This window comes from Leisingera sp. F5 (assembly GCF_001593695.1).
Window position 1 is genome coordinate 1 of the sequence record NZ_LUKH01000049.1, and the last position, 21,632, is coordinate 21,632.

General features: G+C 62.8%; 23 protein-coding genes and 1 tRNA gene. 14 read left to right on the forward strand and 10 right to left on the reverse strand.

Translation table 11 applies throughout. From position 1 onward, the window contains the following. Nucleotides 1-195 precede the first annotated feature (195 nt). Nucleotides 196-543 carry a hypothetical protein gene (locus A2I95_RS21895; protein WP_291733260.1) on the reverse strand — a complete coding sequence of 116 codons (348 nt, stop codon included), beginning with the start codon at nt 541-543 and terminating at the stop codon, nt 196-198. A 183-nt stretch (nt 544-726) separates the two neighbouring features. On the opposite strand from A2I95_RS21895, the gene A2I95_RS42585 reads away from it, so the two are divergent. Continuing rightward, nucleotides 727-963, forward strand: coding sequence for a GIY-YIG nuclease family protein (locus A2I95_RS42585; RefSeq protein WP_367152217.1), 237 nt, complete (start codon nt 727-729; stop codon nt 961-963). On the opposite strand, the gene A2I95_RS21900 is transcribed toward A2I95_RS42585, so the two are convergent. From A2I95_RS21900 to A2I95_RS21910, 3 genes are all read right to left on the reverse strand, one after another. Continuing rightward, on the reverse strand, nt 941-1,423 hold the full coding sequence (locus tag A2I95_RS21900) for an AAA family ATPase (RefSeq protein ID WP_291733262.1): 483 nt from the start codon (nt 1,421-1,423) through the stop codon (nt 941-943). The two genes, A2I95_RS42585 and A2I95_RS21900, sit on opposite strands and share 23 nt — an antisense overlap. 434 nt (nt 1,424-1,857) lie before the next feature. After that, nucleotides 1,858-1,933: transfer RNA gene (locus A2I95_RS21905), tRNA-Ala, on the reverse strand. A 186-nt stretch (nt 1,934-2,119) separates the two neighbouring features. Further along, on the reverse strand, nt 2,120-2,446 hold the full coding sequence (locus A2I95_RS21910; RefSeq protein WP_027257775.1) for a TIGR02300 family protein: 327 nt from the start codon (nt 2,444-2,446) through the stop codon (nt 2,120-2,122). A 98-nt stretch (nt 2,447-2,544) separates the two neighbouring features. Here A2I95_RS21910 and A2I95_RS21915 point away from each other — a divergent pair, with 98 nt between their 5' ends. From A2I95_RS21915 to A2I95_RS21925, 3 genes are all read left to right on the forward strand, one after another. Further along, the gene (locus A2I95_RS21915; protein ID WP_291733266.1) at nt 2,545-3,231 is read left to right on the forward strand and encodes a M48 family metallopeptidase; all 687 of its coding nucleotides are present in this window, start codon (nt 2,545-2,547) and stop codon (nt 3,229-3,231) included. 85 nt (nt 3,232-3,316) lie between these two features. Next, nucleotides 3,317-5,152 (forward strand): adenylate/guanylate cyclase domain-containing protein, encoded by a 1,836-nt coding sequence (locus tag A2I95_RS21920; RefSeq protein ID WP_291733268.1) that lies wholly within the window; start codon nt 3,317-3,319, stop codon nt 5,150-5,152. Between the two features lie 125 nt (nt 5,153-5,277). Next, nucleotides 5,278-5,931, forward strand: a complete 654-nt coding sequence (locus tag A2I95_RS21925; protein ID WP_291733270.1) for a GntR family transcriptional regulator — start codon at nt 5,278-5,280, stop codon at nt 5,929-5,931. A 244-nt stretch (nt 5,932-6,175) separates the two neighbouring features. On the opposite strand, the gene A2I95_RS21930 is transcribed toward A2I95_RS21925, so the two are convergent. Further along, nucleotides 6,176-7,216: a zinc-dependent alcohol dehydrogenase family protein gene (locus tag A2I95_RS21930; protein WP_291733272.1), complete on the reverse strand. Its 1,041-nt coding sequence runs from the start codon at nt 7,214-7,216 to the stop codon at nt 6,176-6,178. A 145-nt stretch (nt 7,217-7,361) separates the two neighbouring features. Here A2I95_RS21930 and A2I95_RS21935 point away from each other — a divergent pair, with 145 nt between their 5' ends. Next, nucleotides 7,362-7,838: an Lrp/AsnC family transcriptional regulator gene (locus A2I95_RS21935; RefSeq protein WP_291733274.1), complete on the forward strand. Its 477-nt coding sequence runs from the start codon at nt 7,362-7,364 to the stop codon at nt 7,836-7,838. 200 nt (nt 7,839-8,038) lie between these two features. On the opposite strand, the gene A2I95_RS21940 is transcribed toward A2I95_RS21935, so the two are convergent. After that, nucleotides 8,039-8,803 carry a YdhR family protein gene (locus A2I95_RS21940; protein ID WP_291733276.1) on the reverse strand — a complete coding sequence of 255 codons (765 nt, stop codon included), beginning with the start codon at nt 8,801-8,803 and terminating at the stop codon, nt 8,039-8,041. Nucleotides 8,804-8,895: 92 nt separating this feature from the next. On the opposite strand from A2I95_RS21940, the gene A2I95_RS21945 reads away from it, so the two are divergent. After that, nucleotides 8,896-9,309, forward strand: a complete 414-nt coding sequence (locus A2I95_RS21945) for a helix-turn-helix domain-containing protein (RefSeq protein WP_291733277.1) — start codon at nt 8,896-8,898, stop codon at nt 9,307-9,309. On the opposite strand, the gene A2I95_RS21950 is transcribed toward A2I95_RS21945, so the two are convergent. Further along, on the reverse strand, nt 9,306-10,268 hold the full coding sequence (locus A2I95_RS21950; RefSeq protein ID WP_291733280.1) for an acetyl-CoA carboxylase carboxyltransferase subunit alpha: 963 nt from the start codon (nt 10,266-10,268) through the stop codon (nt 9,306-9,308). The genes A2I95_RS21945 and A2I95_RS21950 overlap by 4 nt on opposite strands. Nucleotides 10,269-10,393: 125 nt before the next feature. Between A2I95_RS21950 and A2I95_RS21955 the strand changes: the two genes are divergently transcribed. Continuing rightward, nucleotides 10,394-11,227 (forward strand): GyrI-like domain-containing protein, encoded by an 834-nt coding sequence (locus A2I95_RS21955; protein WP_291733282.1) that lies wholly within the window; start codon nt 10,394-10,396, stop codon nt 11,225-11,227. A 3-nt stretch (nt 11,228-11,230) separates the two neighbouring features. On the opposite strand, the gene A2I95_RS21960 is transcribed toward A2I95_RS21955, so the two are convergent. Continuing rightward, on the reverse strand, nt 11,231-11,827 hold the full coding sequence (locus A2I95_RS21960) for a LysE family translocator (protein ID WP_291733283.1): 597 nt from the start codon (nt 11,825-11,827) through the stop codon (nt 11,231-11,233). A gap of 72 nt (nt 11,828-11,899) precedes the next feature. On the opposite strand from A2I95_RS21960, the gene A2I95_RS21965 reads away from it, so the two are divergent. Further along, entirely contained in the window at nt 11,900-12,352 is a 453-nt protein-coding gene (locus A2I95_RS21965) for an Lrp/AsnC family transcriptional regulator (protein ID WP_027257782.1), read from the forward strand. A 425-nt stretch (nt 12,353-12,777) separates the two neighbouring features. Here A2I95_RS21965 and A2I95_RS21970 read toward each other — a convergent pair whose 3' ends face one another. Further along, complete coding sequence (locus tag A2I95_RS21970; RefSeq protein WP_291733284.1) at nt 12,778-13,380, reverse strand: hypothetical protein; 603 nt, start codon at nt 13,378-13,380, stop codon at nt 12,778-12,780. Between the two features lie 66 nt (nt 13,381-13,446). Then, nucleotides 13,447-14,406, reverse strand: coding sequence for an L-malyl-CoA/beta-methylmalyl-CoA lyase (locus tag A2I95_RS21975; RefSeq protein ID WP_291733286.1), 960 nt, complete (start codon nt 14,404-14,406; stop codon nt 13,447-13,449). Between the two features lie 220 nt (nt 14,407-14,626). Between A2I95_RS21975 and A2I95_RS21980 the strand changes: the two genes are divergently transcribed. From A2I95_RS21980 to A2I95_RS22005, 6 genes are all read left to right on the forward strand, one after another. Then, nucleotides 14,627-15,898 carry an MFS transporter gene (locus A2I95_RS21980; RefSeq protein ID WP_291733287.1) on the forward strand — a complete coding sequence of 424 codons (1,272 nt, stop codon included), beginning with the start codon at nt 14,627-14,629 and terminating at the stop codon, nt 15,896-15,898. A gap of 114 nt (nt 15,899-16,012) precedes the next feature. Beyond that, nucleotides 16,013-17,014: an N-acetyltransferase DgcN gene (gene dgcN, locus A2I95_RS21985; protein ID WP_259987331.1), complete on the forward strand. Its 1,002-nt coding sequence runs from the start codon at nt 16,013-16,015 to the stop codon at nt 17,012-17,014. A gap of 150 nt (nt 17,015-17,164) precedes the next feature. Then, the gene (gene dgcA, locus A2I95_RS21990) at nt 17,165-18,130 is read left to right on the forward strand and encodes an N-acetyl-D-Glu racemase DgcA (protein WP_291733290.1); all 966 of its coding nucleotides are present in this window, start codon (nt 17,165-17,167) and stop codon (nt 18,128-18,130) included. Nucleotides 18,131-18,140: 10 nt separating this feature from the next. After that, nucleotides 18,141-19,001, forward strand: coding sequence for a D-amino-acid transaminase (locus tag A2I95_RS21995; RefSeq protein WP_291733292.1), 861 nt, complete (start codon nt 18,141-18,143; stop codon nt 18,999-19,001). Between the two features lie 303 nt (nt 19,002-19,304). Beyond that, nucleotides 19,305-19,541 (forward strand): hypothetical protein, encoded by a 237-nt coding sequence (locus A2I95_RS22000; RefSeq protein WP_291733294.1) that lies wholly within the window; start codon nt 19,305-19,307, stop codon nt 19,539-19,541. 587 nt (nt 19,542-20,128) lie between these two features. Beyond that, nucleotides 20,129-21,310: a CoA transferase gene (locus A2I95_RS22005; protein ID WP_291733295.1), complete on the forward strand. Its 1,182-nt coding sequence runs from the start codon at nt 20,129-20,131 to the stop codon at nt 21,308-21,310. Nucleotides 21,311-21,632 lie beyond the last annotated feature (322 nt).

The window sequence follows — 21,632 nt, forward strand, 5'->3', positions numbered from 1 at the left end:
CTGCGGATGCTGCGCAAAAGAAAAGCGCAGCGGCCGCCGCTGCGCTTTGTGCAAGCCAGGACGCTTGATCAGCTGCCGTCGCTGGCGTCTTCTTCAGGGCTTTGAATGTCGACGGTGGGGACCGTCAATCGTCAAACAATCGGTCGAAGTTAGTCGTTACTAGCTTCGTGACGCCGTCCTTGGTCGTAGCAAGGTTCAGAAGCAGTTCATGTGTCCAAAGGTCAATGCCTTTCGGGGGGCGAGTGCTTGGGCAACTGCGCGTTCTATATCGCGCTCTAGAAGACCAAAAACACGGTCGGCTGAAATCAAGCCGGGCACGCCCGTTCGGGCTTCAATTTCGCGAGCTTCATCAAGAATCTTGACGGCAGGAGAGCCGTCAGGAATGCCAAGCGTTTTCAGAACTTGGTTTGCCAGACCGAAGAAGTCTGGCAACTGCGCCTTGGCACGAGAAACACCTGCACCACAGAAGAAGACCACGCACCCCTCATCAAGCGCAAGCAAGAGTTTATCCGGGATTTCGGGGCCACCTTCAATGACCTGCATTAATTGACCCGCCTCTACTCTCCCAATAGTTGCGTATCATTGTCATAGTGCCTATTCAAGGAAGTCATCCAACTGAATTGACATGGTGTGTTTGCGGCGGCCGCTCTTGCGCTCTCTTTCTGACAAACCTGAAGCAGCAGGATTGCAAAAGCCGGCACCACTGCAGGCACCGTCGAGGACCGCATTGCCAGAGCCAAAACTCAGTCAGCGTTTCTATTTTCTCCTGTCGAGGTTGTTGAGACATACGAATTAATCGGTCATTCGGCCAAAGAGGCTGAAAAGCTCATTCACCGTGCGCTGCGTTCTTATCATGCAGCATTGCGGGTGACCGGGCCTGATGGTCGCTCCTTTAGCGCTACCGAATGGTTTAAGGTATCCCCTGAATTGGTCGAAGCGGCTATTCGCTTCGCATTGGGGTAGTTCCACGGAAACATATTTGGCTACGCCACGAAAAGTGATCCCTGGATTCTACTGGTGTCACACGCAGTCGCCATACCATCGTTCTCACGGCTTTCCGGGCTTCGGCACCTTGATCGGATAATGCAGCAGCAGACGATAGCCGCCGCGCATCATCTTGATGCCGTGTGCGACCAGCCGACGGGCCTTGTGCGGCGTTATAGGTGCGCAGGTCGCGCTCCAGCATCTGTTCGGTGTAGGCCATGCGATCCGCCCAGGGGAGGGCGCCGCCGCCGCTCTGTATCTCCTCGCGGATGATCGCGCGGCCGGATTCGGGAAGCGTGTGGCAGCCGCGACGGGCGAGCTCTTGGATGAGGCTGGTCTTGCCCGCACCAGGCTGCCCGTCACGACGAAAAAATGGTCGTTCATTGACCATCCCCGGGTTCGACAGGGGAAAGGGCCGCAAGTCGATCAAAATGCCCAAGGGTGCGGATCGCAGCGGCATAGATTTTCGAAGGGAAAACAGCACTCGTCGGCACGAGTAGAAGCGAAGCGCGGGAAGCGCCCTTTGCAAAATCCTGCAAGCACACCAGGGGGGAGTTGAGCGTCTTGCGGCGATGCAGTGTGTGGATCGCAGCCCAGGAGCATCACGTCAGGATGGCCGACGGTGGGTCCGCTTTCGCTGGAGGTGTTGGAAAACCTCGCACCTGCAGCATGCAGAGCCAGGCGTATCGACTGAACGGCAAGTTTGGGGCTGACTGTGGTCATTAATTCGTGCGAGGCAGACGACCGCCTTTCCGGCGCAATGGAACCTAGGGCGACGCACAGGGAAAGGCCGCTTTCGATGCTGATCCCACGGTGAGAGGCAATGTCTCTGGCGATAGAGGCAGAACTATCTGGTGCTTTTCAATGAAGATTTGGTGGAGCCTAGGAGGATCGAACTCCTGACCTCCTGCATGCCATGCAGGCGCTCTCCCAGCTGAGCTAAGGCCCCAAACCTGTCCACTTTCCCGTGTCCGCCCCGTCTCCGGTGCGGTCCGTCTTGCGGTGTGAGCGTCGTTTAAGGGACGGCGGCGCAGGCTGCAAGCGGAAAATGCGCCGGGTTCCAAACTTTTTTCCCGGCACTGCCGACCGGCCGCCCGGGGAAGGCGAAGCGCTTCCCCGGGCGGCCGGAAATGCCTTAGGAATCGTCCTCGGGGGTCGACATATCGGCAATCTCGTCCAGCGGAACGTTGTCCTCGTCATCGTCGTCGTCCAGAACATCATCGCCCAGATCAACATCGACGTCGTCGTCATCTTCCAGAACCGCGTCATTCCCTTCGAGGTTCTCTTTGGCCTTCAGCGTGGCCGCATCTTCAGCATCAGCCTCGATCATGCGGGTCTTGCCGGTGTCCAGCTCGACAGCCTCGCCCGTGTAGGGGCTGACAACCGGGTTCTTGTTCAGGTCATAAAAGCGCTTGCCAGTGGTGGGGCAGACGCGCTTTACACCCCATTCTTCCTTGGGCATGTGGATCCCCTTGATTTACTGGTGAGTCGTATCGACGATTCCGGTGCCTTGCCATATGAGGGTGGCACTGTCAAAGCCTTTGCCGGAAAGGGGCGCCTATGGCCGAACATCACCTGCCCGGAAATCCGCCGGTGCCGCTGACGCTGCGGCGGTCGGCGCGGGCGCGGCGGATCAGCCTGCGGATCTCCTCGCTGGACGGGCGGGTGACGCTGACCCTGCCCAAAAGCCTGCCGGAACGCGCCGCACTTGCCTTTGCCGAGGAGAAGGCGGACTGGATCCGGTCGCATCTGGAAAAGCACCCCGAAGCGGTAGAGGCGGGGTTCGGCGCAGTGTTGCCGGTCGATGGCCAGAACCGGGTTGTTGAGCGCGCGGCGGGGCGGCGGGTCCAGCTGGATGCGGGCCGCATCGCCGTGCCGGGCGACTGTCCGGGGCGGGTTTTGCAGCGTTACCTGAAGGAGCTGGCACGCAACCGGCTGGCCGAGGCATCGGATTTCTATGCTGCCCGGCTGGGAAAGGGCTACCGCCGCCTTACTTTACGCGACACCCGGTCGCGCTGGGGGTCCTGCACCACCGATGGCGGGCTGATGTATTCCTGGCGGCTGATCCTGGCACCGCCCGCAGTGCTGCGTTATGTCGCCGCCCATGAGGTGGCGCATCTGCAGGAAATGAACCATTCGGCAGCATTCTGGGCAGTGGTTGAACGCCTTTATGGCCGTTACGAGGCGCCGCGCAGCTGGCTGCGCGAATACGGCGCCGGCCTGCACCGCTACCGGTTCAACGGCTAGAAACGGGGCTTTGACCCGGCGGATGCGCGGGCTAAGCTTTTGTCAGGTACCTGTTTCCAGTTTCCCCGGTTCTTGAGGCTTGCCCGTGTCAGACAAACCGCAACGACGCCTTGCTGCCATTTTCGTGCTGGACGTCTCTGGCTTCAGCCGGCTGATGGCCGAAGATGAAGCCGGCACGCTGAACCAGGTTCTGGCGCAGCAGCAAAGCCTGATTGCCCCTGCGATCCGCAGCCATGAGGGCCGGATCATCAAGCTGATGGGCGACGGGGTGCTGGCGATCTTTCCCAGCGTGATTTCGGCAGTGGAGGCGGCAGCCGGGATCCAGGCCGCCGCCGCCCGCAACCGCCATCTGCAGCTTCGGATCGGCATCACTTTGGGCGAGGTGCTGATAGCCCAGGGCGATATCTATGGCGACGATGTCAATATCGCCGCCCGGCTTGAGGCCTTGGCACCGCTTGGCGGGGTGGCCCTGTCGGCTGAGGCATATGGCCAGGTGCGGGGCCGCATTCCTTATGCTTTCGAGGATCTGGGCCTGCATGAGGTCAAGAACATTCCCGAACCCGTACGGGTCTATGTGCTCAGCGAAGAATTGACCTCACTGCCCAGCCTGCACCCGGTTGCGGCTCCAGTGAAAGCGGTCCGGGCAGCTTCGGCATCACGCCGGCGGGCTGGAGGGCCTGTGTGGCTGGCGCTGGCTGCATTTACGGCTTTGGCTGCGGCGGGCGGCGGCTGGTGGGCGGCGGGTATGCCGGGTTTGCATGGGGCGGGCCAGGCCGCCAGCGGGGCCGAGCAGACGCGGCCGCTGGTTGCCGTGCTGCCCTTCACGGCTGCTTCGGCATCTCCCGAACTGGCTTTGGCGGTCACCGGCGAAGTGATCCGCGCGCTGGCCGCTGTGCCGGGCCTAGCAGTGGTGGCACCGGCCAGCAGCCGCGCGGCGGCCGGGCTGCCGCCGGACCAAGCCGCAAGGCTGCTGGGAACAGAGTTTTTGGTCAGCGGCCATATGCCTGCGGCTCCGTTGCAGGGGATCCGGCTGGATATTCGCAGCCCCTCCGGGCAGGCGGCTCTGCCGCCCCGACCGCAATCCAGTTTGTCCAGGCTGGGGCCTGCAGCGGCGGCTGATATTCTCACGTCTTTCAGCCAGCCTCTGGCTGATGCCGCCGCAATGCCGCCTGTTCCGGATCAGGCGCTGATGCAGCTGCTGGCTGCTCGCAGCAATCTGGCATCCGGGCGGCCGCAAGAGGCCAGGCTGGCCTTGGAACAGGCCTTGCAGCTGGCCCCCGGGCTGACAAGGGCCAAGGTGCTGCAGGCAGAGCTTGGCCTGGACTTGCTGACCGGCCCGCTGGCCAGCCTGCCGCAGCGCTCCGCCAAAGCGGCACAGCGGCTGGAGGGGCTGCCGGAGACCCCTGGCACCCTGCGCATCCGGGCTCTTGCGGCGCAGTTCAGTGGCGCGCCGGACATGGCCTTGACCCATGCGCGGACGCTTGAACGCTCTTTCCCAAACGACGCAGATGGCCATCTGTTGCGGGCCTGGCTGCTGCAGATGGAGGGGCAGGGCGCCGCCGCAGAGGCCGCCTATGCCACCGCTCTGCGGCTCAATCCGGTGCCGCCAGCGCTATACCGCAGCCTGCGTGCGTCAATGCTGTTTGATGCCGGGCAGGAGGAGGCCGCCGTTGCCTCAGCCAGCGAAGCGCTGGCGCTGGAGCCGCGGGCGCAGCTGGCCCAGGCGGTGCTTTGTGCCGGGCTGGCTACGCTGGGCCGCTTTGACGAGGCTGGCAGCGCCTGCGCGCAGCTGCAGGCGGAGGGGCTGACGCTGGATCAGGCAGCGGGCGCCTTTCCCTATGGTGCCGGGGCCGGACCCGGCAGCGCGTTGCAACGGCTGCGCACCGGGTTCAGCCTGGCGGGGCTGCCCGGCCGCCCGTGAGCCGCCGCCCGTGAGCCGCCGCCCGTGACCCGCTGCCCCGGACCTGCGGCCCGTGCCCGAAAATTGTGATCACACGCGCGGATCTGTCCGCTTGACCGCGGCTCAATTTGTGATCACTTGAGGGGATGAACCTGACTGCCCGCTCTCCCCAGGACGCTGCCGCCCCGGCCCACGACCGCGTCTACCGCGCTTTGCGCACCCGTATCATGCATGGCGAAATCACCCCTGGCGCAGCGTTGACGCTGCGCGGCATCGGCCGCGAATTCAGCGTCTCGATGACGCCTGCGCGCGAGGCTGTCCGGCGGCTGGCCGCCGAGGGTGCGCTGTTTCTGTCGTCGTCGGGCCGGGTGTCGACGCCGGAACTCACCAACGAACGGATCGAGGAGCTGGCAGCCCTGCGCGCGCTCCTGGAGGTGGAGCTGTCCAGCCGCGCCTTGCCGCGCGCGCATATGGCCCTGATCGACCGGCTGCAGATGATCAATGGAACGGTCGCCGAGATGGTCACCAAACGCGACGCGGTCGGCTATATCCGCACCAATCTTGAGTTTCACCGCACCCTGTATCTGCGCGCCCAGGCGCCAGCCATGCTGGCGATGGCCGAGACTGTCTGGCTGCAGCTGGGTCCCACCATGCGGGCGCTTTACGGCCGGTTGCGCCGCACCGATCCGCCGCAAAACCACCGCCTGATCATTGCGGCGTTGAAAGCTGGGGATGAACCGGGCTTGCGTCTGGCGGTGCGATCGGACGTGACCCAGGGCCTGCGGCTCCTAGCCGGGTAGGTCTGTATCCCAACCATGCCGGCAAGTCCGATTGCGGTGGCACTCCCGCCTGTTCGGGTCAATTTGGAAATTGCCCTCGCAGTTGGGCGTGGCCCGGCGCCACGGCGCCGGGCCACGCCCAAGGCTGCCAACGGCACTGGCAAAGCCGGTGCCGCGCGGGCGCGGGAGGGCCTGCGTGAGCCGAAGTTACCAAGTTCTGCAGGTCCGCTTTACGCCGCCGCTGTGCGACCCCGCCCAGTCCCCCTCAGAACCGGGTGATTACGGTGGCGCCGACGGACTGGAACCGGTCCATTTCCATCAGTGAAGCCACCGATTGCTCCAGGCTGATTTCCTGGCCGACCAGCCGGCCGGGCGCCAGTTTGCCGGATTGCACCATGTCCAGCATTGCATCGTAGCGATGGGCCTGCATGCCGTGGCTGCCAAGGATCTCCAGTTCATCCGCGATCACCCGTGCCATCGGAATCTGCGGCGTGCTGTGATCCGCCAGCATCAGCCCCACTTGCACATGCTTGCCGCGCTTGCGCAGGCAATTGATTGAATTGAAGCAGGTGTCCGGATGCCCCAGCGCGTCCAGCGACACATGCGCCCCGCCGCGGGAGATCTGCCGCACCGCTTCTGCCGCATCCGCGACAGTGCTGGCATCGACCCCGGCAACCGCGCCCAGGCTGCGGGCCAGCGCTAGCTTCTCCTCGGATATGTCGACAGCGATCACATTGGCGCCAAGTGCGGTGGCGATCATCACCGCCGACAGCCCAACGCCGCCGCAGCCGTGCACCGCCACCCATTGCCCGCCGGAAACCCGGCCCTGATCCGCCACCGCGCGGAAGGATGTGGCAAAGCGGCAGCCAAGGCTGGCGGCAGTGGCAAACCCCATGGTTTCCGGCAGCGCCACCAGGTTCAAATCCGCATGATGGATGGACACATATTCGGCAAAAGACCCCCAGTGGGTAAAGCCGGGCTGGAACTGGCTGTGGCAGACCTGTTGATGGCCGGCGTGGCACTCCGGGCAGGCGCCGCAGCCACCGACGAAGGGAACGGTCACCCGGTCGCCGGGTTTCCACTTGCTGACATCCTTGCCAACCGCGGCAACAGTGCCTGCCAGTTCGTGGCCTGGCACATGCGGCAGAGTGATATCAGCATCATGCCCCATCCAGCCGTGCCAGTCGCTGCGGCAAACGCCGGTTGCCTCAACCTTGACCACCACGCCGTGGAGCGCCGGAGACGGATCCGGCAGCGAAACCACTTCCGGTGCTTCACCAAAGCGTTCATAGAGCACAGCTTTCATCGGGTCAGGTTCCTTTGACGGTTGCAAGAGATAAGACTTTTTAGCAGGAAACGGCCGGGGAGAGCCTTTCTGATGCCTCTACGATTCCGGGAAAATTCGGCGTAGTCTTTCCAAAAATGCCACTATTGAGCAGGAGTCTTCCGCTGTGGAGCAAATTGACAAGATAGATGCCCGTATCCTGGATTGCCTTCAGCGTGATGGCAGACTGTCCAATGCCAAGCTGGCGGAACGGCTGATGCTCAGTGAAACGCCCTGCTGGCGGCGGCTGAAACGGCTGAGCGAGTCCGGCGTGATCGAGGGATATCAGGCGGTCCTGAACCGCCGCGCGCTGGGGTTCGGAGTGATGGCCTTTGTCCAGCTTAGCTGCACTGAGCATGACGCGGCTACGACAGCTGACTTCCAGCGCGCCATCGAGGCCAGCCCGAATGTGCTGGCCTGCCACAATACCACCGGGGATGCGGATTTTCTGCTGCAGGTGGTGGCGCGCGACCTGGATGATTACAGCCGTTTCGTTGAAACCGTGCTGCGCCGGCTGCCGGGGGTGTCGGGGATCAAGTCCAGCCTGTCCTTGAGGGAGCTGAAATCGTCCAGTCATTTGCCGGTGAGCGATCTGCGCAATTGAACAGCGCAGACCTGCGCAGATAGCTCCCGACCGGCGGCTCCAGCCTGTGCAGGCCCGCCTGACAGGCAGACCCTTGCAGTTGGGCCCGGCCCGGTGCCGGGGCACCGGGCCGGGCCCAAGGCCGCCAGCGGAGGCACAGCCGGCGATGCGCGGGGGCGGGGGGACCCGCTGTCTGCGCCCCTATGGTTCGGCGCGCCGGATCACGCGCCGCTGCCGGTGTAATAGGGCGAGTTCATTGCCTGGCTGGCCGACTCGGTGACCGAGGCATCAAAGACCCTTGTGTAAAAGGCGCAGCCCAGTTCCGCCGCAGTTTCCGGGAACAGGTTCAGCGCAAAGTCCAATGCAGCGTCCAGCGTGTCAAAGGCGTCGAACCCGCCCAGAGTCCGGGTCTGCAGGCCGCTCAGCCAAACCTTGTTCTGCAGCCCCGGCAGCATTTTCAGCGCTGCGTTGCGTGCTTTCCAGGGCGCTTCCTCAAACGGCACCGACAGTTGCAGTTCGGTGTACACAAACGCCCCTGGCGCCGCAGCTCCGCTGTTGTAATGCGCCGCACCCATCTCGCGGCTGGCCGCGGCGGTGGCCTCGGCGTCAAACACCCGCGTGTTGTGCGCCACGCCAAAGCTGCGCGGCTCGCCCGGGAAATAGCCAGTCACGAATTTGCGGGCGTTTTCAATGCTGTCAAAGGCATAAAACCCGCCAATGGAGTTGTTGCCGTGGCCGGACAGCCAGGTCTTGTTCAGAAATCCCGGCTGTTGCCGGATCGACGCGTTGATTTCCTGCAGCGGCACCTGGTCAAACGGCACCGAGATGGCAACTTCGGTATAGACAAAGGCTTTCGGGGTCATGGCATTTTCCTGTGTTTTGGCAAGTGAAGGCAGCAGCATCGCCCCGGCCGAGGCCGCAAGCAGCTGGCGGCGGGACAGCTGGGATCGGTCGCGGAAGGCCGCGTTGTTTTGATCGTGGGTCATGTTGGCTCCGGTTTAATTGCTTGCGTTTTGCAAGTTAAGTGGAGTTTCCATAATTACTTGCTCTTTGCAAGCGTAAAAACTACCAAGAGTTCATGACAAGCAAACACAGCAAATATGAATCCGGCTGTCCGGTGGCCTATGCCCTTGATATCTTTGGCGACCGCTGGAGCCTTCTGGTGATCCGCGACATGGCTGTCAAAGGCGCACGCACCTATAGTGAGCTTCAAAACGGCTGGGAGGGGATCTCGACCAACATCCTGGCGCAGCGGTTGAAGCAGCTGGAGGAGGCCGGCATCCTGAGCAAAAGCAAGGATCCGGAAAACGGCCGCAGCTATATCTACGCGCTCACGCAAAAAGGCCGGGATCTGGCGCCGGTACTGGCCGACATTGCTTTATGGAGCGCCAGATACAACAAAGCCGGCCATGCAATGACCGGCTTCAGTGACAAAGTGCAGGCGGACCGGGACGGCGTAATCACCCGGATCCGCGCAGGTAAGCTGCCTTAGGCCGCCAGACCCTTGGAGCCGATGTCCAGGAACTTCTGGCGCCGGTCTTTGATCAGCTCGTCTGCGGTCTTGCCCTTCAACTCGTCCAGCATATCCTGAATCGCGCCGCTGACCGACGCCATCGCCGCTTTGGCATCGCGGTGCGCGCCGCCCAGCGGTTCCGGGATGACCCGGTCGTTGACACCTAGTTTTTGCAGGTCCTGCGCAGTCAACCGCAGCGCTTCCGCCGCTTCCCGCATCTTCTCGGCATCCTTCCACAGGATTGACGCGCAGCCTTCGGGGCTGATCACCGAATAGACCGAATGCTCCAGCATCGCCACCCGGTTGGCCGAGGCAAAGGCCACCGCACCGCCCGAACCGCCCTCGCCGATAATCACCGAGATCAGCGGCACGCCGATCTTCAGGCACATCTCGGTCGAGCGTGCAATCGCCTCGGACTGGCCGCGCTCTTCGGCGCCTTTGCCAGGATAGGCGCCGGCAGTGTCCACCAAGGTAATCACCGGCAGCTTGAAGCGGCCGGCCATCTCCATCAGCCGGATCGCCTTGCGGTAGCCCTCGGGGCGGGCCATGCCGAAGTTGCGTTCGATCCTGGATTTGGTGTCGCTGCCTTTCTCGTGGCCGATCACCACCACCGGCTGGTCGTTGAACCGGGCAAGCCCGCCCATCACCGCCAGATCGTCAGCAAAGTTCCGGTCGCCGGCCAGTGGCGTGTACTCGGTGAACAGAGCCTTGATATAGTCCTGGCAATGCGGCCGGTCCGGATGCCGTGCCACCTGGCATTTACGCCAGGGCGTCAGCTCTTTGTAAAGGTCCTGCAGCAGCTGTGCGGCCTTGGCGTCCAGCGCCGCAGCCTCATCCGCCACATCCATTTCCTCATTCGCGCGCGCCAGCGCCCGCAGCTCCTCCGCCTTGCCTTCGATTTCGGCCAGCGGTTTTTCGAATTCCAGATACTGGGTCATATCGCCTCTGCTCAGCGGGTTTGCCGTTATATGGCCTTAGCAGCGCCAAGATGCAACTCAGCAAGATTTGTGATCTGCTGCCATGGCAAGAGGGAAGAGCAGAGAGCGCAAGGGAGGCGCAGCTAATGGCCGCCAGTTACGAAGACCGGATCCTGCGGGTTCTGGCCTATATCCACGGCAACACCGACGGCGATCTGTCGCTGGACCGGCTCGCGGATGTGGCGGCGATGTCGCGGTTTCACTGGCACCGGGTGTTCCGCGCCCTGACCGGCGAGACCTGCGCCCAGGCCGTGCGCCGCATCCGCCTGCACCGCGCCGCTGGCTGGCTGGTGCAAGGGGACATGCCCATCGCACAGGCTGCGGCCCGTGCAGGCTATCCCAACCTGAACAGTTTCTCCCGTGCGTTCTCTGATGCTTACGGCAGCAGCCCGGCGGCCTTCCGGCGGCAGGGGCAGATCCGGCTGCCGAACCCAACCCTCAGAACAGGAAGCTATCCGATGCATGACGTGATCATCCGAACAGACCCCGCCCGCCGCTTGGCCGGCCTGCCGCACAAGGGCGCCTATATGGAAATCGGCAAAAGCTTTGAAGCCTTTGGCGCGATTTGTGAAAGCCGCGGGCTCTGGCCGCAGGTGGGCGCGGTGCTGGGGGTCTATTTCGATAGTCCGGAAGAGGTGGCAGAGGCGGACCTGCGCAGTTTTGCGGGCGCGGAGTTTGCCGGTGATGCGATTCCCGAAGGTATGGAGGAAGTCACCCTGCCAGGCGGCAAGGCCGCGGTACTCACCTGCAAGGGGCCGTATTCCGGCATCCAAACCGCCTATCACAGCCTGTTCGGCAATTGGCTGCCACAGTCAGGCGAGGAACCCGCGGACCAGCCCTGTTACGAGATCTACCTCAACAACCCGCGCGGCACCGCGCCCGAGGAACTGCTGACCGAAATCTGCCTGCCGCTTAAGTGACCGCTACTGCTGCAGCAGGATTGCCGTCAGCGAGGCCAGCAGCACCGCGGCCATGGTCCAATTGAACGCCCGCAGCTGTGCGGGCCGGGTCAGCAGCCGCCGCAGCTGCTGGCCCAGCATGGTCCAGGTCGAGGCAGAAAAACAGCCAATCAGCAAATAGGTGCCGGAGACCCACAGAATGGCGCTCAGGTCGCGGCTGGCCGCATAAAGCGTGATTGCCCCCAGCGCCATCGCCCAGGCCTTGGGATTGACCCATTGAAAGGCGCAGGCCTGCACAAAGCTCAAGGGCCTGCCCTCGGCCCCGCCCTCCCGGGGCGGCGCGGCGTTGGCGATCTTCCAGGCCAGCCACAGCATATAGGCCACCGACAGCACTGTCATCACCGGGGTCAGCACCGGGAAAGCGTCAAACAGATGCATCACCCCCAGCCCGACTGGAAGGATCATCAGCGGAAAGCCGACGGCTACACCCAGCAAGTGCGGAATTGTCCGGTGAAAGCCGAAATTGGCGCCCGAAGCCATCAGCATCAGGTTGTTGGGACCGGGCGTGAAGACCGTGCCAAAGACAAAACCGGCCAGCGCAAGAAGGAGTTCGTAAGTCATTTGCAAAGGATTACGCCAAAAGCACCAAATGAAATTGCGTTTTGCAGCGCTCCCCGTCTAATTTCGCAATCAATGGCAAAGAATGATAAGATAAATCAGCAAATATTGCAGGAACTCACCGGCGATGGAAGGATCAGCAACCTGGACCTGGCGGAGCGTGTGGGCCTCTCCCCCTCCGCCTGCCTGCGCCGGGTGCAGGAACTGGAGCGCGCCGGCGTCATAACCGGTTACCGCGCGGTCTTGGACCGGCAAAAGCTGGGGGTGGGCTTTGCCACCTATATCGGCGTTGGCCTGGGCGAGCACACCAAGGAGGCACAGGAGGCTTTCGAGCGCGCCATGCAGGCCGCGCCGGAGGTGGTTGAGTGCCACAATATCACCGGTACCATCGAATACCTGCTGCGCGTGGAATGCGCCGACCTGCCCAGCTACAAGAAATTCCATACTGATATCCTGGGCACGTCTCCTTATGTCACCGCGATCACCACCTATGTGGTGATGGGCTCGCCCAAAGACTTGCGGGCGTGATCCCTGGCCGGCTTTGGATTTTGAGTATTTGTAAAAAGGTGAACAAAGTGGCCTCTTCATCTTTTTCTTAAATACTCACTGCACAGCGCTGCCGCAAAGACAGCGGCCGAAGGTGTTGCGTAACCTGCGCACGCGCCATTTACGCGGTTTTGGGCGTTTAATGGCAGTCTTGCCGTTGATCGCGATCACGTGCCGGGGCTTGGCCCCCGGCAGACTTGGAACCGGACTCCCGCCTGGCAGCGGGGTCATGCAGAGACAACGTTCAGCATGCGGGCGGATACGCCCGTCCATCTCCGCCATATTGGCGGCGCCGCCAATCCTTAACCGCCCCTGCTGATACAGCACATGGGAACAGGAGCAAACACAGATGAATAACCGGCAGGGCAAGCGCCTTGGCTGGTAAAACATCATGGCTTGCCTGCGCTCTATCGCGGCGCCAGCAAAGCCCGCAACGCCATCTCCGGCGAGTCCAGCACCGGCACCTGCGTCTGCGCCCGCAGCAGAGCTGCAGCCCCGGCCATCGAGGCCTGCGCCAGCACAACGCAGCCAAACGTGCCATTCTTCAGCGCCATTGCGATGCTTTTTGCTATGGCAGCAGAAAAATCCGCGTCGGCGCCCGCTTCAAACAGCGGCCAGTGCTGCCCTAGAAACAACGGGGCCAATTGCGGATCACGCCTGCCAAAGGCGCGCCGCAGCAATGCCTCCGAGGGCTCCGCCGTGCTGTCCAGGCAATAGGTCAACAGAACCGGCCCGCCGATCCGCGCCGCCTCCTGCATCATCGGCCAGTCGATGCGGATGGCGCCTGCTTCCTCTGCCACCGGGCCAAGTGTGGTGCAGGTGCACAGCACCGGGCCGTTAGCCCCGGTGACGGCCGCAGCAATCTCTGCCCTCAGGTCTGCACCAATGCCATCCCGCGCCCGTGCCAGCCAATCACTGCGCACTTGCTGAGTCAGGTTCGCTTCGGGTGCCAGGGCCTGGAAGGTCCTCGCATGCACCTCTGCCGTATGCAGCAAAGTCAATCCGGTCATCAAACTCTCCATACGGAAAAGGCGCCCCATCGGGACGCCTTTGCAATCTGTCTATGCGAACCGGCGTCAGCTGTTCGCAATCAGTTCGGCCTGGGCCACAATCACTTCAGCCTGCTTGATTGAGGCGATATCGACAAGACGGCCTTTGTAGACAGTTGCGCCGGCACCCGACGCCTTGGCCTCTTCCATCGCCGCCAGGATCTCGCGGGCTTCCGACACAGCCTCATCCGAGGGGGTGAAGACCTGATTGGCCAGCGCGATCTGGCTGGGGTGGATGGCCCATTTGCCGACCATGCCAAGCGTGGCGGAGCGTTTCGCCTGCGCGATATAGCCGTCCTCGTCCGAGAAATCCCCGAACGGGCCGTCCACCGGCAGGATGCCATGGGTGCGGCAGGCGGCGACAATGGCGGCCTGGGCCCAATGCCAGGGATCGGACCAATGCTTCTGACCCTCGCGGATCATGTAGTAATTCTCCTGGGTGCCGCCGATGCCGGTGGTCTGCATTCCCATCGAGGCGGCGAAATCCGCAGCGCCCAGCGACATCGCCTGCAGCCGGGGAGAGGACTTGGCGATGTCCTCGGCATGGGCAATGCCTGCTGCCGACTCGATGATCACCTCGAAAGAAACCGGCTTGGTCCGGCCTTTGGCACGCTCAATCGCGGTGACCAGGGCGTCGACAGCATAGACATCCTCGGCGCAGCCGACCTTGGGGATCATGATCTGATCCAGGCGGTCACCGGCCTGTTCCAGAATGTCCACCACATCGCGGTACCAGTAAGGCGTGTCCAGACCGTTGATCCGCACCGACAGATACTTGCTGCCCCAGTCGACGCCGTTGATCGCCTCGATCACATTGGCGCGGGCCTGATCCTTGTCGGAGGGCGCCACCGAATCCTCAAGATCCAAGTTGATCACGTCAGCCGCCGAAGCCGCCATCTTCTCGAACAGTTTGACTTTGGAGCCGGGGCCGAACAGCTGGCAGCGGTTGGGACGCGCCGGAGCGGCGGGCTGGATGCGGAAGGACATGCGGAAACCTCCTGGATAAGGAAATTGCAGAATTTTCGCTCTTGGGGTTATTAAATTGCGCGCTTGCTTGCAAGCGGATTTTGCACCTGCGGCACGAAGCGCCGCGTTGCGGCAATTCCGTTTGCGCCTTTTCCGTCGCAAACCCGCGCGAAACTGCCGCCGGCATGCTGCATTGCGCAAGAAATGACACGGGCGCAGATCCGTGCGGAAAAGGAGTTTCATGAAACGCGCATTGATCGACAACTGGGCCCTGTTTCTGGGAATGCTGCTGCTGATGGTCGGCAACGGGCTGCTGGTCACGCTGCTGACGATCCGCGGCTCGACGCTGGGGTTCACGGATCTTGAGATTTCCGTCATGCAGGCCTGTTATCCGCTGGGGGCGCTGGCAGGAACAATGCTGACCCCGAGGCTGATCGAGAAGGTCGGTCATATCCGGGTGTTTTCGGCGCTGGCATCGATGGTATCGGTGGCGGCGATTGCCCATCTGCTGACCTCGGACCCGGTCAGCTGGGCGGCGATGCGGCTGCTGGCGGGCTTTTGTTTTCCGGGCCTTTATGTGATCACCGAAAGCTGGCTCAACGCCAAGTCGGAAAACCGGATTCGGGCGCAGGTGCTGTCGGTCTATTTCATCATCCAGACGGCGGGGCCGGCGCTGGGCACCGCGATGGTCGGCCTGCCGGATCCCAGCGGCAACCTGCTGTTCGGTGTCACCTCGATCCTGTTGTCGGTAGCCATTGTGCCGCTTTTGCTGTCCAACATTCGGGCGCCGGATTACTCGGCGCCGGACCGGATCCCGGTGACGCGGCTGTACAAAGTGTCGCCGATGACAGTTCTGGGCATCGTCATCATGGGGGCGGGAGTTGTGGCCTGGTACATCAGCCTGCCGCTTTATGCACTGCAGAACGGTTTCAGCGAGGCGCAGGCCTCGGGCGCGCTGGTGATTGCGCTGATCGCCTCGGCGCTGGTGCAATACCCGGTCGGCTGGCTGTCGGACCGCACCGACCGGCGTTATGTGGTGATTGCGCTGTCGGGGATCTCGGCGCTGGTTGCGTTGTGGATGGCGGTGGACACGGCGCCGTCGCGCATTGTGGTCGGGTTTTCGGTCATCGCTGCAACCACGCTGCCGATCTATTCGATCCTGGCGGCCCACGCCAACGACCAGCTGCAGCCGGGGCAGGTGGTGCCGGCCAGCGGCACAATGGCGTTCCTGCTGCAGCTGGGGCAGTTCTTCGGCATTCTGATCGGGCCGAACATGATCAGCGTCGCGGACGGGCGGGGGCTGCAATACCTGTTGATCGGGGTCGGCGTGACCGTGGTGCTGATTGCCATTGCGCGGCGCGCAACCTCCGAGGCGCCCGAGGACACCGGCGAATTCCAGGCTATGGGTGTGATCGGCGTGGCGCAGCCGGGGGTGCTGCAGGCGGAATCATGGGCAGAGGAGGAGGAAACGTCTGTAAGCAGTCGTGCTTGCGAAGAATCTTCTGATATTTAGTGATTTTCTCGAAGAAAATCGTGCAGGGAGGGCGTTCCCGCGTGATTTCGAGAGGACTTTGCGCGAAATTAGCCCGATTTTAGCGCGACCAATTTAACTCGAAGGATGAGCGCGATGATCGAGACCCCTTATCTGCTGTTCCTGGGCGACGCGCCTGACATGCTGGCCGCCAAGGTTGCCATCGGTATCCGCGACTGGCGTCCGGATCACGCCGTTGGCCAGATCCGCCTGCCGGGCTGCGGCGCCGACCTGGGCCTGACTGAGATGTCCCTGGCGGAAGCCAAGGAAGCCGGCGCCAAGACGCTGGTCATCGGCGTGGCCAACCGCGGCGGCGTGATCTCGCCCGCATGGAAAGAAGTGCTGATCGCGGCGCTGGAAATGGGCTATGACATCGCATCGGGCCTGCACAATCTGCTGCGCGACGAGGGCGACCTGGTGGCGGCCGCCCAGACCCATGGCGGCACCCTGCACGACGTGCGCGTCCCGACTGTCGGCTATCCGATTGCCAATGGTGTCAAGCGCAAGGGCAAGCGCTGCCTGGCAGTCGGCACCGATTGTTCGGTCGGCAAGATGTACACTGCGCTGGCGATGGACGCGGACATGCAGGAGCGCGGCATGAAGTCGACTTTCCGCGCCACCGGCCAGACCGGCATCCTGATCACCGGTCACGGCGTGCCGCTGGACGCGGTTATCGCCGACTTTATGGCGGGTTCGATCGAATATCTGACCCCGGACAATGACGACGACCATTGGGATCTGATCGAAGGCCAGGGTTCGCTGTTTCATGTGTCTTACTCAGGCGTCACCATGGCGCTGGTGCACGGCGGCCAGCCGGATGCGCTGATCCTGTGCCACGAGCCGACCCGCACCCATATGCGCGGCCTGCCGGATTATGACGTGCCGAGCCTGGAAGAGCTGAAAGCCGTGGCCCTGCCGCTGGCACAGCGCGCCAACCCGGCCTGCAAGGTTGTTGGCATCTCGGTGAACACCCAGCACCTGTCCGAGGACGAAGCGGTCAAGTATCTGGCGGAAGTCGAAGAGCGTATGGGCCTGCCCGCCGTCGACCCGTACCGTCACGGTGCAGGCCGCCTGGTGGACGCGCTGGCCGCAGTCTGATCTAACAGCCCCGCCGGAGGTGCTTGTTTAGAGGGCAGGAGCCTCCGGCGGGAGTATTTTTGAAAAGATGAATGCGCCGGAGCCGGGTTTTCCGGGCGTCCGGCTGAGGTTCGCCGCCAGCTGCGGGGAACCGGTGGAAGGGACCGCTTCATGAACATCACCGTCACTCCGGACGTCTTCAAACTGGCGCAGGTCTTCACCATCTCGCGCGGCTCGCGCACCGAGGCCAAGGTGCTGACCGTGCGGGTGGAGAAGGACGGCGTCACCGGCTGGGGCGAATGTGTGCCGTATGCCCGCTATAATGAAACGCTGGACAGCGTGACAACCGAGATTGAGGGCCTGCCCGCCGATTTCACCCGGGAAGAGCTGCAATCGCTGCTGCCTGCCGGTGCCGCCCGCAACGCGGTGGATTGCGCGTTGTGGGATCTGGAGGCCAAGCAGGCTGGTAAGCGGGTCTGGGAACTGGCCGGGCTGGAAGCGCCGGGGCCGGAGATCACTGCCTATACGCTGTCATTGGATACGCCGGAGAATATGCAGAAGCAGGCGGCTGAAAATGCCTTCCGTCCGCTGTTGAAGATCAAGCTGGGCACCCCCGACGACATGCCGCGCCTGGAAGCGGTGCGCGCCGGGGCGCCGGACGCCAAGATCATCATCGACGCCAACGAGGGCTGGTCGGCCGAAGTTTATGCCGAACTGGCACCGCATCTGGTGCGGCTGGGCGTGGAACTGGTGGAACAGCCGCTGCCCGCGGGCGAGGACGACGCGCTGATTGGCATGGAGCGCCCGGTGCCGGTCTGTGCGGATGAGAGCTGCCATGACCGGACCAGCCTGCCGGGCCTCAAGGGTAAATACGACGTGGTCAACATCAAGCTGGACAAAACCGGCGGCCTGACCGAGGCGCTGAAACTGCGCGCGCAGGCGCTGGCCGAGGGTTATCAGGTGATGGTGGGCTGCATGGTTGGATCCTCATTGGCCATGGCGCCCGCGACGCTTGTGGCGCAGGGTGCGGCGGTTACGGATCTTGACGGGCCGCTGCTTCTGGCCGAAGACCGCGAGGAACCTTTGACATTTGATGCCGAGGGCGTGCACCCGCCTGTGGCTGCACTCTGGGGCTGAGGAGAATACCATGACCCGTACCGTATATGTGAATGGCGAATACCTGCCCGAGGGTGAAGCCAAGGTTTCCATCTTTGACCGCGGCTTTCTGTTTGCCGATGCGGTTTATGAAGTGACCTCGGTTCTGGACGGCAAGCTGATCGATTTTGACGGTCACGCCGTGCGTCTGGACCGCTCGCTGAAAGAGCTGGACATGGCCTCGCCCTGCAGCAAGGATGAGCTGCTGGAAATTCACCGCAAGCTGGTGGAGCTGAACGGCATCGAGGAAGGCCTGGTGTACCTGCAGGTCTCGCGCGGCTCCGACGGCGACCGGGATTTTGTGTTCCCCTCCGCCGATACCCCGCCGTCGCTGGTGCTGTTCACCCAGAACAAGCCGGGGCTGGCCGACAGCCCGGCTGCGCAGAAGGGTGCCAAGATTATCTCGATCGAGGACATCCGCTGGGGCCGCCGCGACATCAAGACCGTGCAGCTGCTGTATCCGTCGATGGGCAAGATGATGGCCAAGAAGGCCGGTTGCGATGATGCCTGGCTGATTGAGGACGGCTATGTGACCGAAGGCACCTCGAACAACGCCTATTATGTCAAGAACGGCAAGATCGTGACCCGGCCGCTGTCCAATGACATCCTGCACGGCATCACCCGCGCCGCGGTGCTGCGTCTGGCGGAAGAAGCGCAGATGGAGATTGAGGAACGCCTGTTCACCATCGACGAGGCGAAGGAGGCGGATGAGGCCTTCACTACCTCTGCCAGCGCCTTTGTGATGCCGGTGGTAGAGATCGACGGTGTGGCCTTAGGCGGTGGGACCCCCGGCCCGATTGCCAAACGCCTGCGCGAGATCTACCTGGAAGAAAGCCGCAAGAAGGCGGTCTGAAGCGTACAGCCTGGATTGATGATGAAGGCCGCCCCATTGGGGCGGCCTTTCTGCATTCTTTGGCAGATGGCGAGGCCTGCGCACGACCTGATGCGGTGAGGATTGGCCGTCATTGATGCTCGCCTGGGCACAGTCATCCGCGCGCCGGGTGAATGTCCCCGGATTCGGCCCTTCGCGGCACGATTTTAACTAATTTTACACAAAATGGGCCAGTTCAAGACGAAATAGGATAGGGTGGAGGCATAGAAAGCAGTGCCCGTATAATCGGGTGTTTGCCAGAGTTTCACGTTAGGGAGTTGCCCCATGGACCAGACCTTTCAGCCGGAATTCGCTGCAGTTGTGGAAGGCCCGTCAGCCGAGGGCAGCGAAGCAGAAATCCTGGCGGCGGTGCGCAGAGTGCTGACAGCAGAAGAGGCCATTGATCCCGAGATTGCGCAGTCGGCTGTCAAGCGCGGCTGGTTCGCCGGCAATGCTCGGGCTTCTGAGCCTTCGGTCACAAGTTCGCTTGCGGCGCGTTTGCTTGGCCGGTTCCGCGGCTGAGCGTCACCGCGCTGTCCTGTGTGCAGCACCCTGCGTTGCTGGATCACTCAAGGGACGACGCCCGGCACGGCCCCGCAACAGAAATGACAAGGCCGCCCCTGACTGGCGGTCTTTTTGCTTATTAATGGCAATGGACCGTGCCAGTTGCCTTTTCCATATGGCAGCACTGGCCCGGAGGAGAGCTTTTCCGGCAGCCTCCGCCATGCATTACAGTTTCTTGCCGAATGATAATTGCCGGCGGCGGTGTGCTGGCGAACAGGGCGGCAGGAGGCAATAGAGCGCCTGCAAGGGCGAAAGCTGGTATCAAAATCTTCATTCACAGTCTTCCAATCATGCTCTGTGCCGGGTGTATTCACTCATGGTGTAAGCTGCACAAGTCTTTTCCTGCCTTGCGGGTGCGGCACGTTTTCAAACCGCGCTTCTTCTAGTCTGCAATACTCCGGGGTGAATTGGCCGGCAGGCCAAGAGGGGCAGCGCCCCGCACCTCCCGCTGGATTGTGCAGGAAAACGACAGCCGGCATGGCGGGAACGGGCCGGAAAAGGGCAGGTTGCGGCGCTTAGCCTTCAGAAAACAGGGAGGGTTATCCATGCGGCCGTTTGAGGGAGTGCGGGTTCTCGATCTCACCCATGTTTACGCGGGGCCGTTCGCGGCCTATCAGCTGGCAGCCCTGGGGGCAGAGGTGATCAAGATCGAGCCGGTGAACCGACCCGACATGACCCGTAGCGAGGGAGCAGATGCGGAGCTGAACGCGCAAGGCATGGGGCTGGCGTTTCAGGCCCAGGGGGCGGGCAAGAAATGCCTGGCGCTGGATCTGGGCAGGACCGAAGGTCAGGAGATCTTTGCCCGCCTGGTTGAGACCGCGGATGTGGTAGTGCTGAACTACACGCTGCCTGCGGTACGGCGGCTGGAGCTGACTTATGAGCGGTTGTCGGCGCTGAAGCCGGATCTGATCTACTGTGCAATCAGCGGCTTCGGACAGCAGGGGCCGAAGGCTGAGCATCCCGCTTATGACACCGTAATCCAGGCCTTCAGCGGCATCATGGCGGCCAATGGAGAGGCCGGGCAGGACCCGGTGCGGGTCGGGCCTGCGATGGTGGATTACGGGACTGGCGTGCAGGCGGCGCTGGCCATATCGGCTGCGCTCTATGGCCGGGCGATGACCGGGCAGGGCCGCCGTATCGACGTTGCGATGGCGGATGCTGCACTGATGCTGCAGAACTCGGGTGCGTGCCAGGCCTTGGCCACCGGCAAGGGGCCGCGTCCGCACGGCAATCAGGACCCGGCGCTTGCAGGCTATACCAGCTATCAGACTGCAGACGGCACGCTGATGATCGGTGCCTATACCAGCAAACAGATGGCGGCGCTGATGCGTACCGCGGGCCGTCCGGCTGAGGCGGACGCGATCGCCAGGACGCCCAGAGCGGAGATCGCCGGGCGCCGGGCTTGGGATGCGGAAATTCTGACAGAGGTGATGCTGACCCGGACTGCGGCAGAGTGGGAGCAATTGCTGAATGCCCATCATGTGCCTGCCGCCCGGGTGCGCCATCTGGAGGAAAGCCTGGGTGAACCGCATTATCAGGCCTGCCGCGCTGTGCAGGAGGTGGAGGGGCAAAAGCTGGCGGTGGCGGGCTTTGCCTATGATCACGGCAGCCCGGCGCTGGACCATGGTCCGCATGGGCATGGCGCTGACAGTGCCGCGGTGCTGGAAGGCATTGGCATCTCCCCCGACGCGTTCGAGGCATTGAAAGCGCGAGGAACAGTGGCCTGAAAACGGCGGCCCGTGCTGGTTGAACGGGGATCTCCCGCCTGCCGGATCTGCATTGAAAATGCAGCCCCCTCAGTTGGGCCCGGCGCCGCGCTGTGCGCGGCGCCGGGCCCAAGGCCGTCCGGAAGTCCGTCTGTGGATGGCTCCTGCATTGCAAGACATTTTTTGGTGGTTTAGCGGCGTTTTTGTCAGCACAGCCGTCTGTCCGGCCTGTTTTCGTGGCGGTCTGCCACTGGCCCTGATGATTTCCGCAAGCGAGGTTCCAATCGGCTCTACGGCCTCTTAGGGCCACGGACATTCCCGGAGTTTCCTGGCTCTTGGTTGA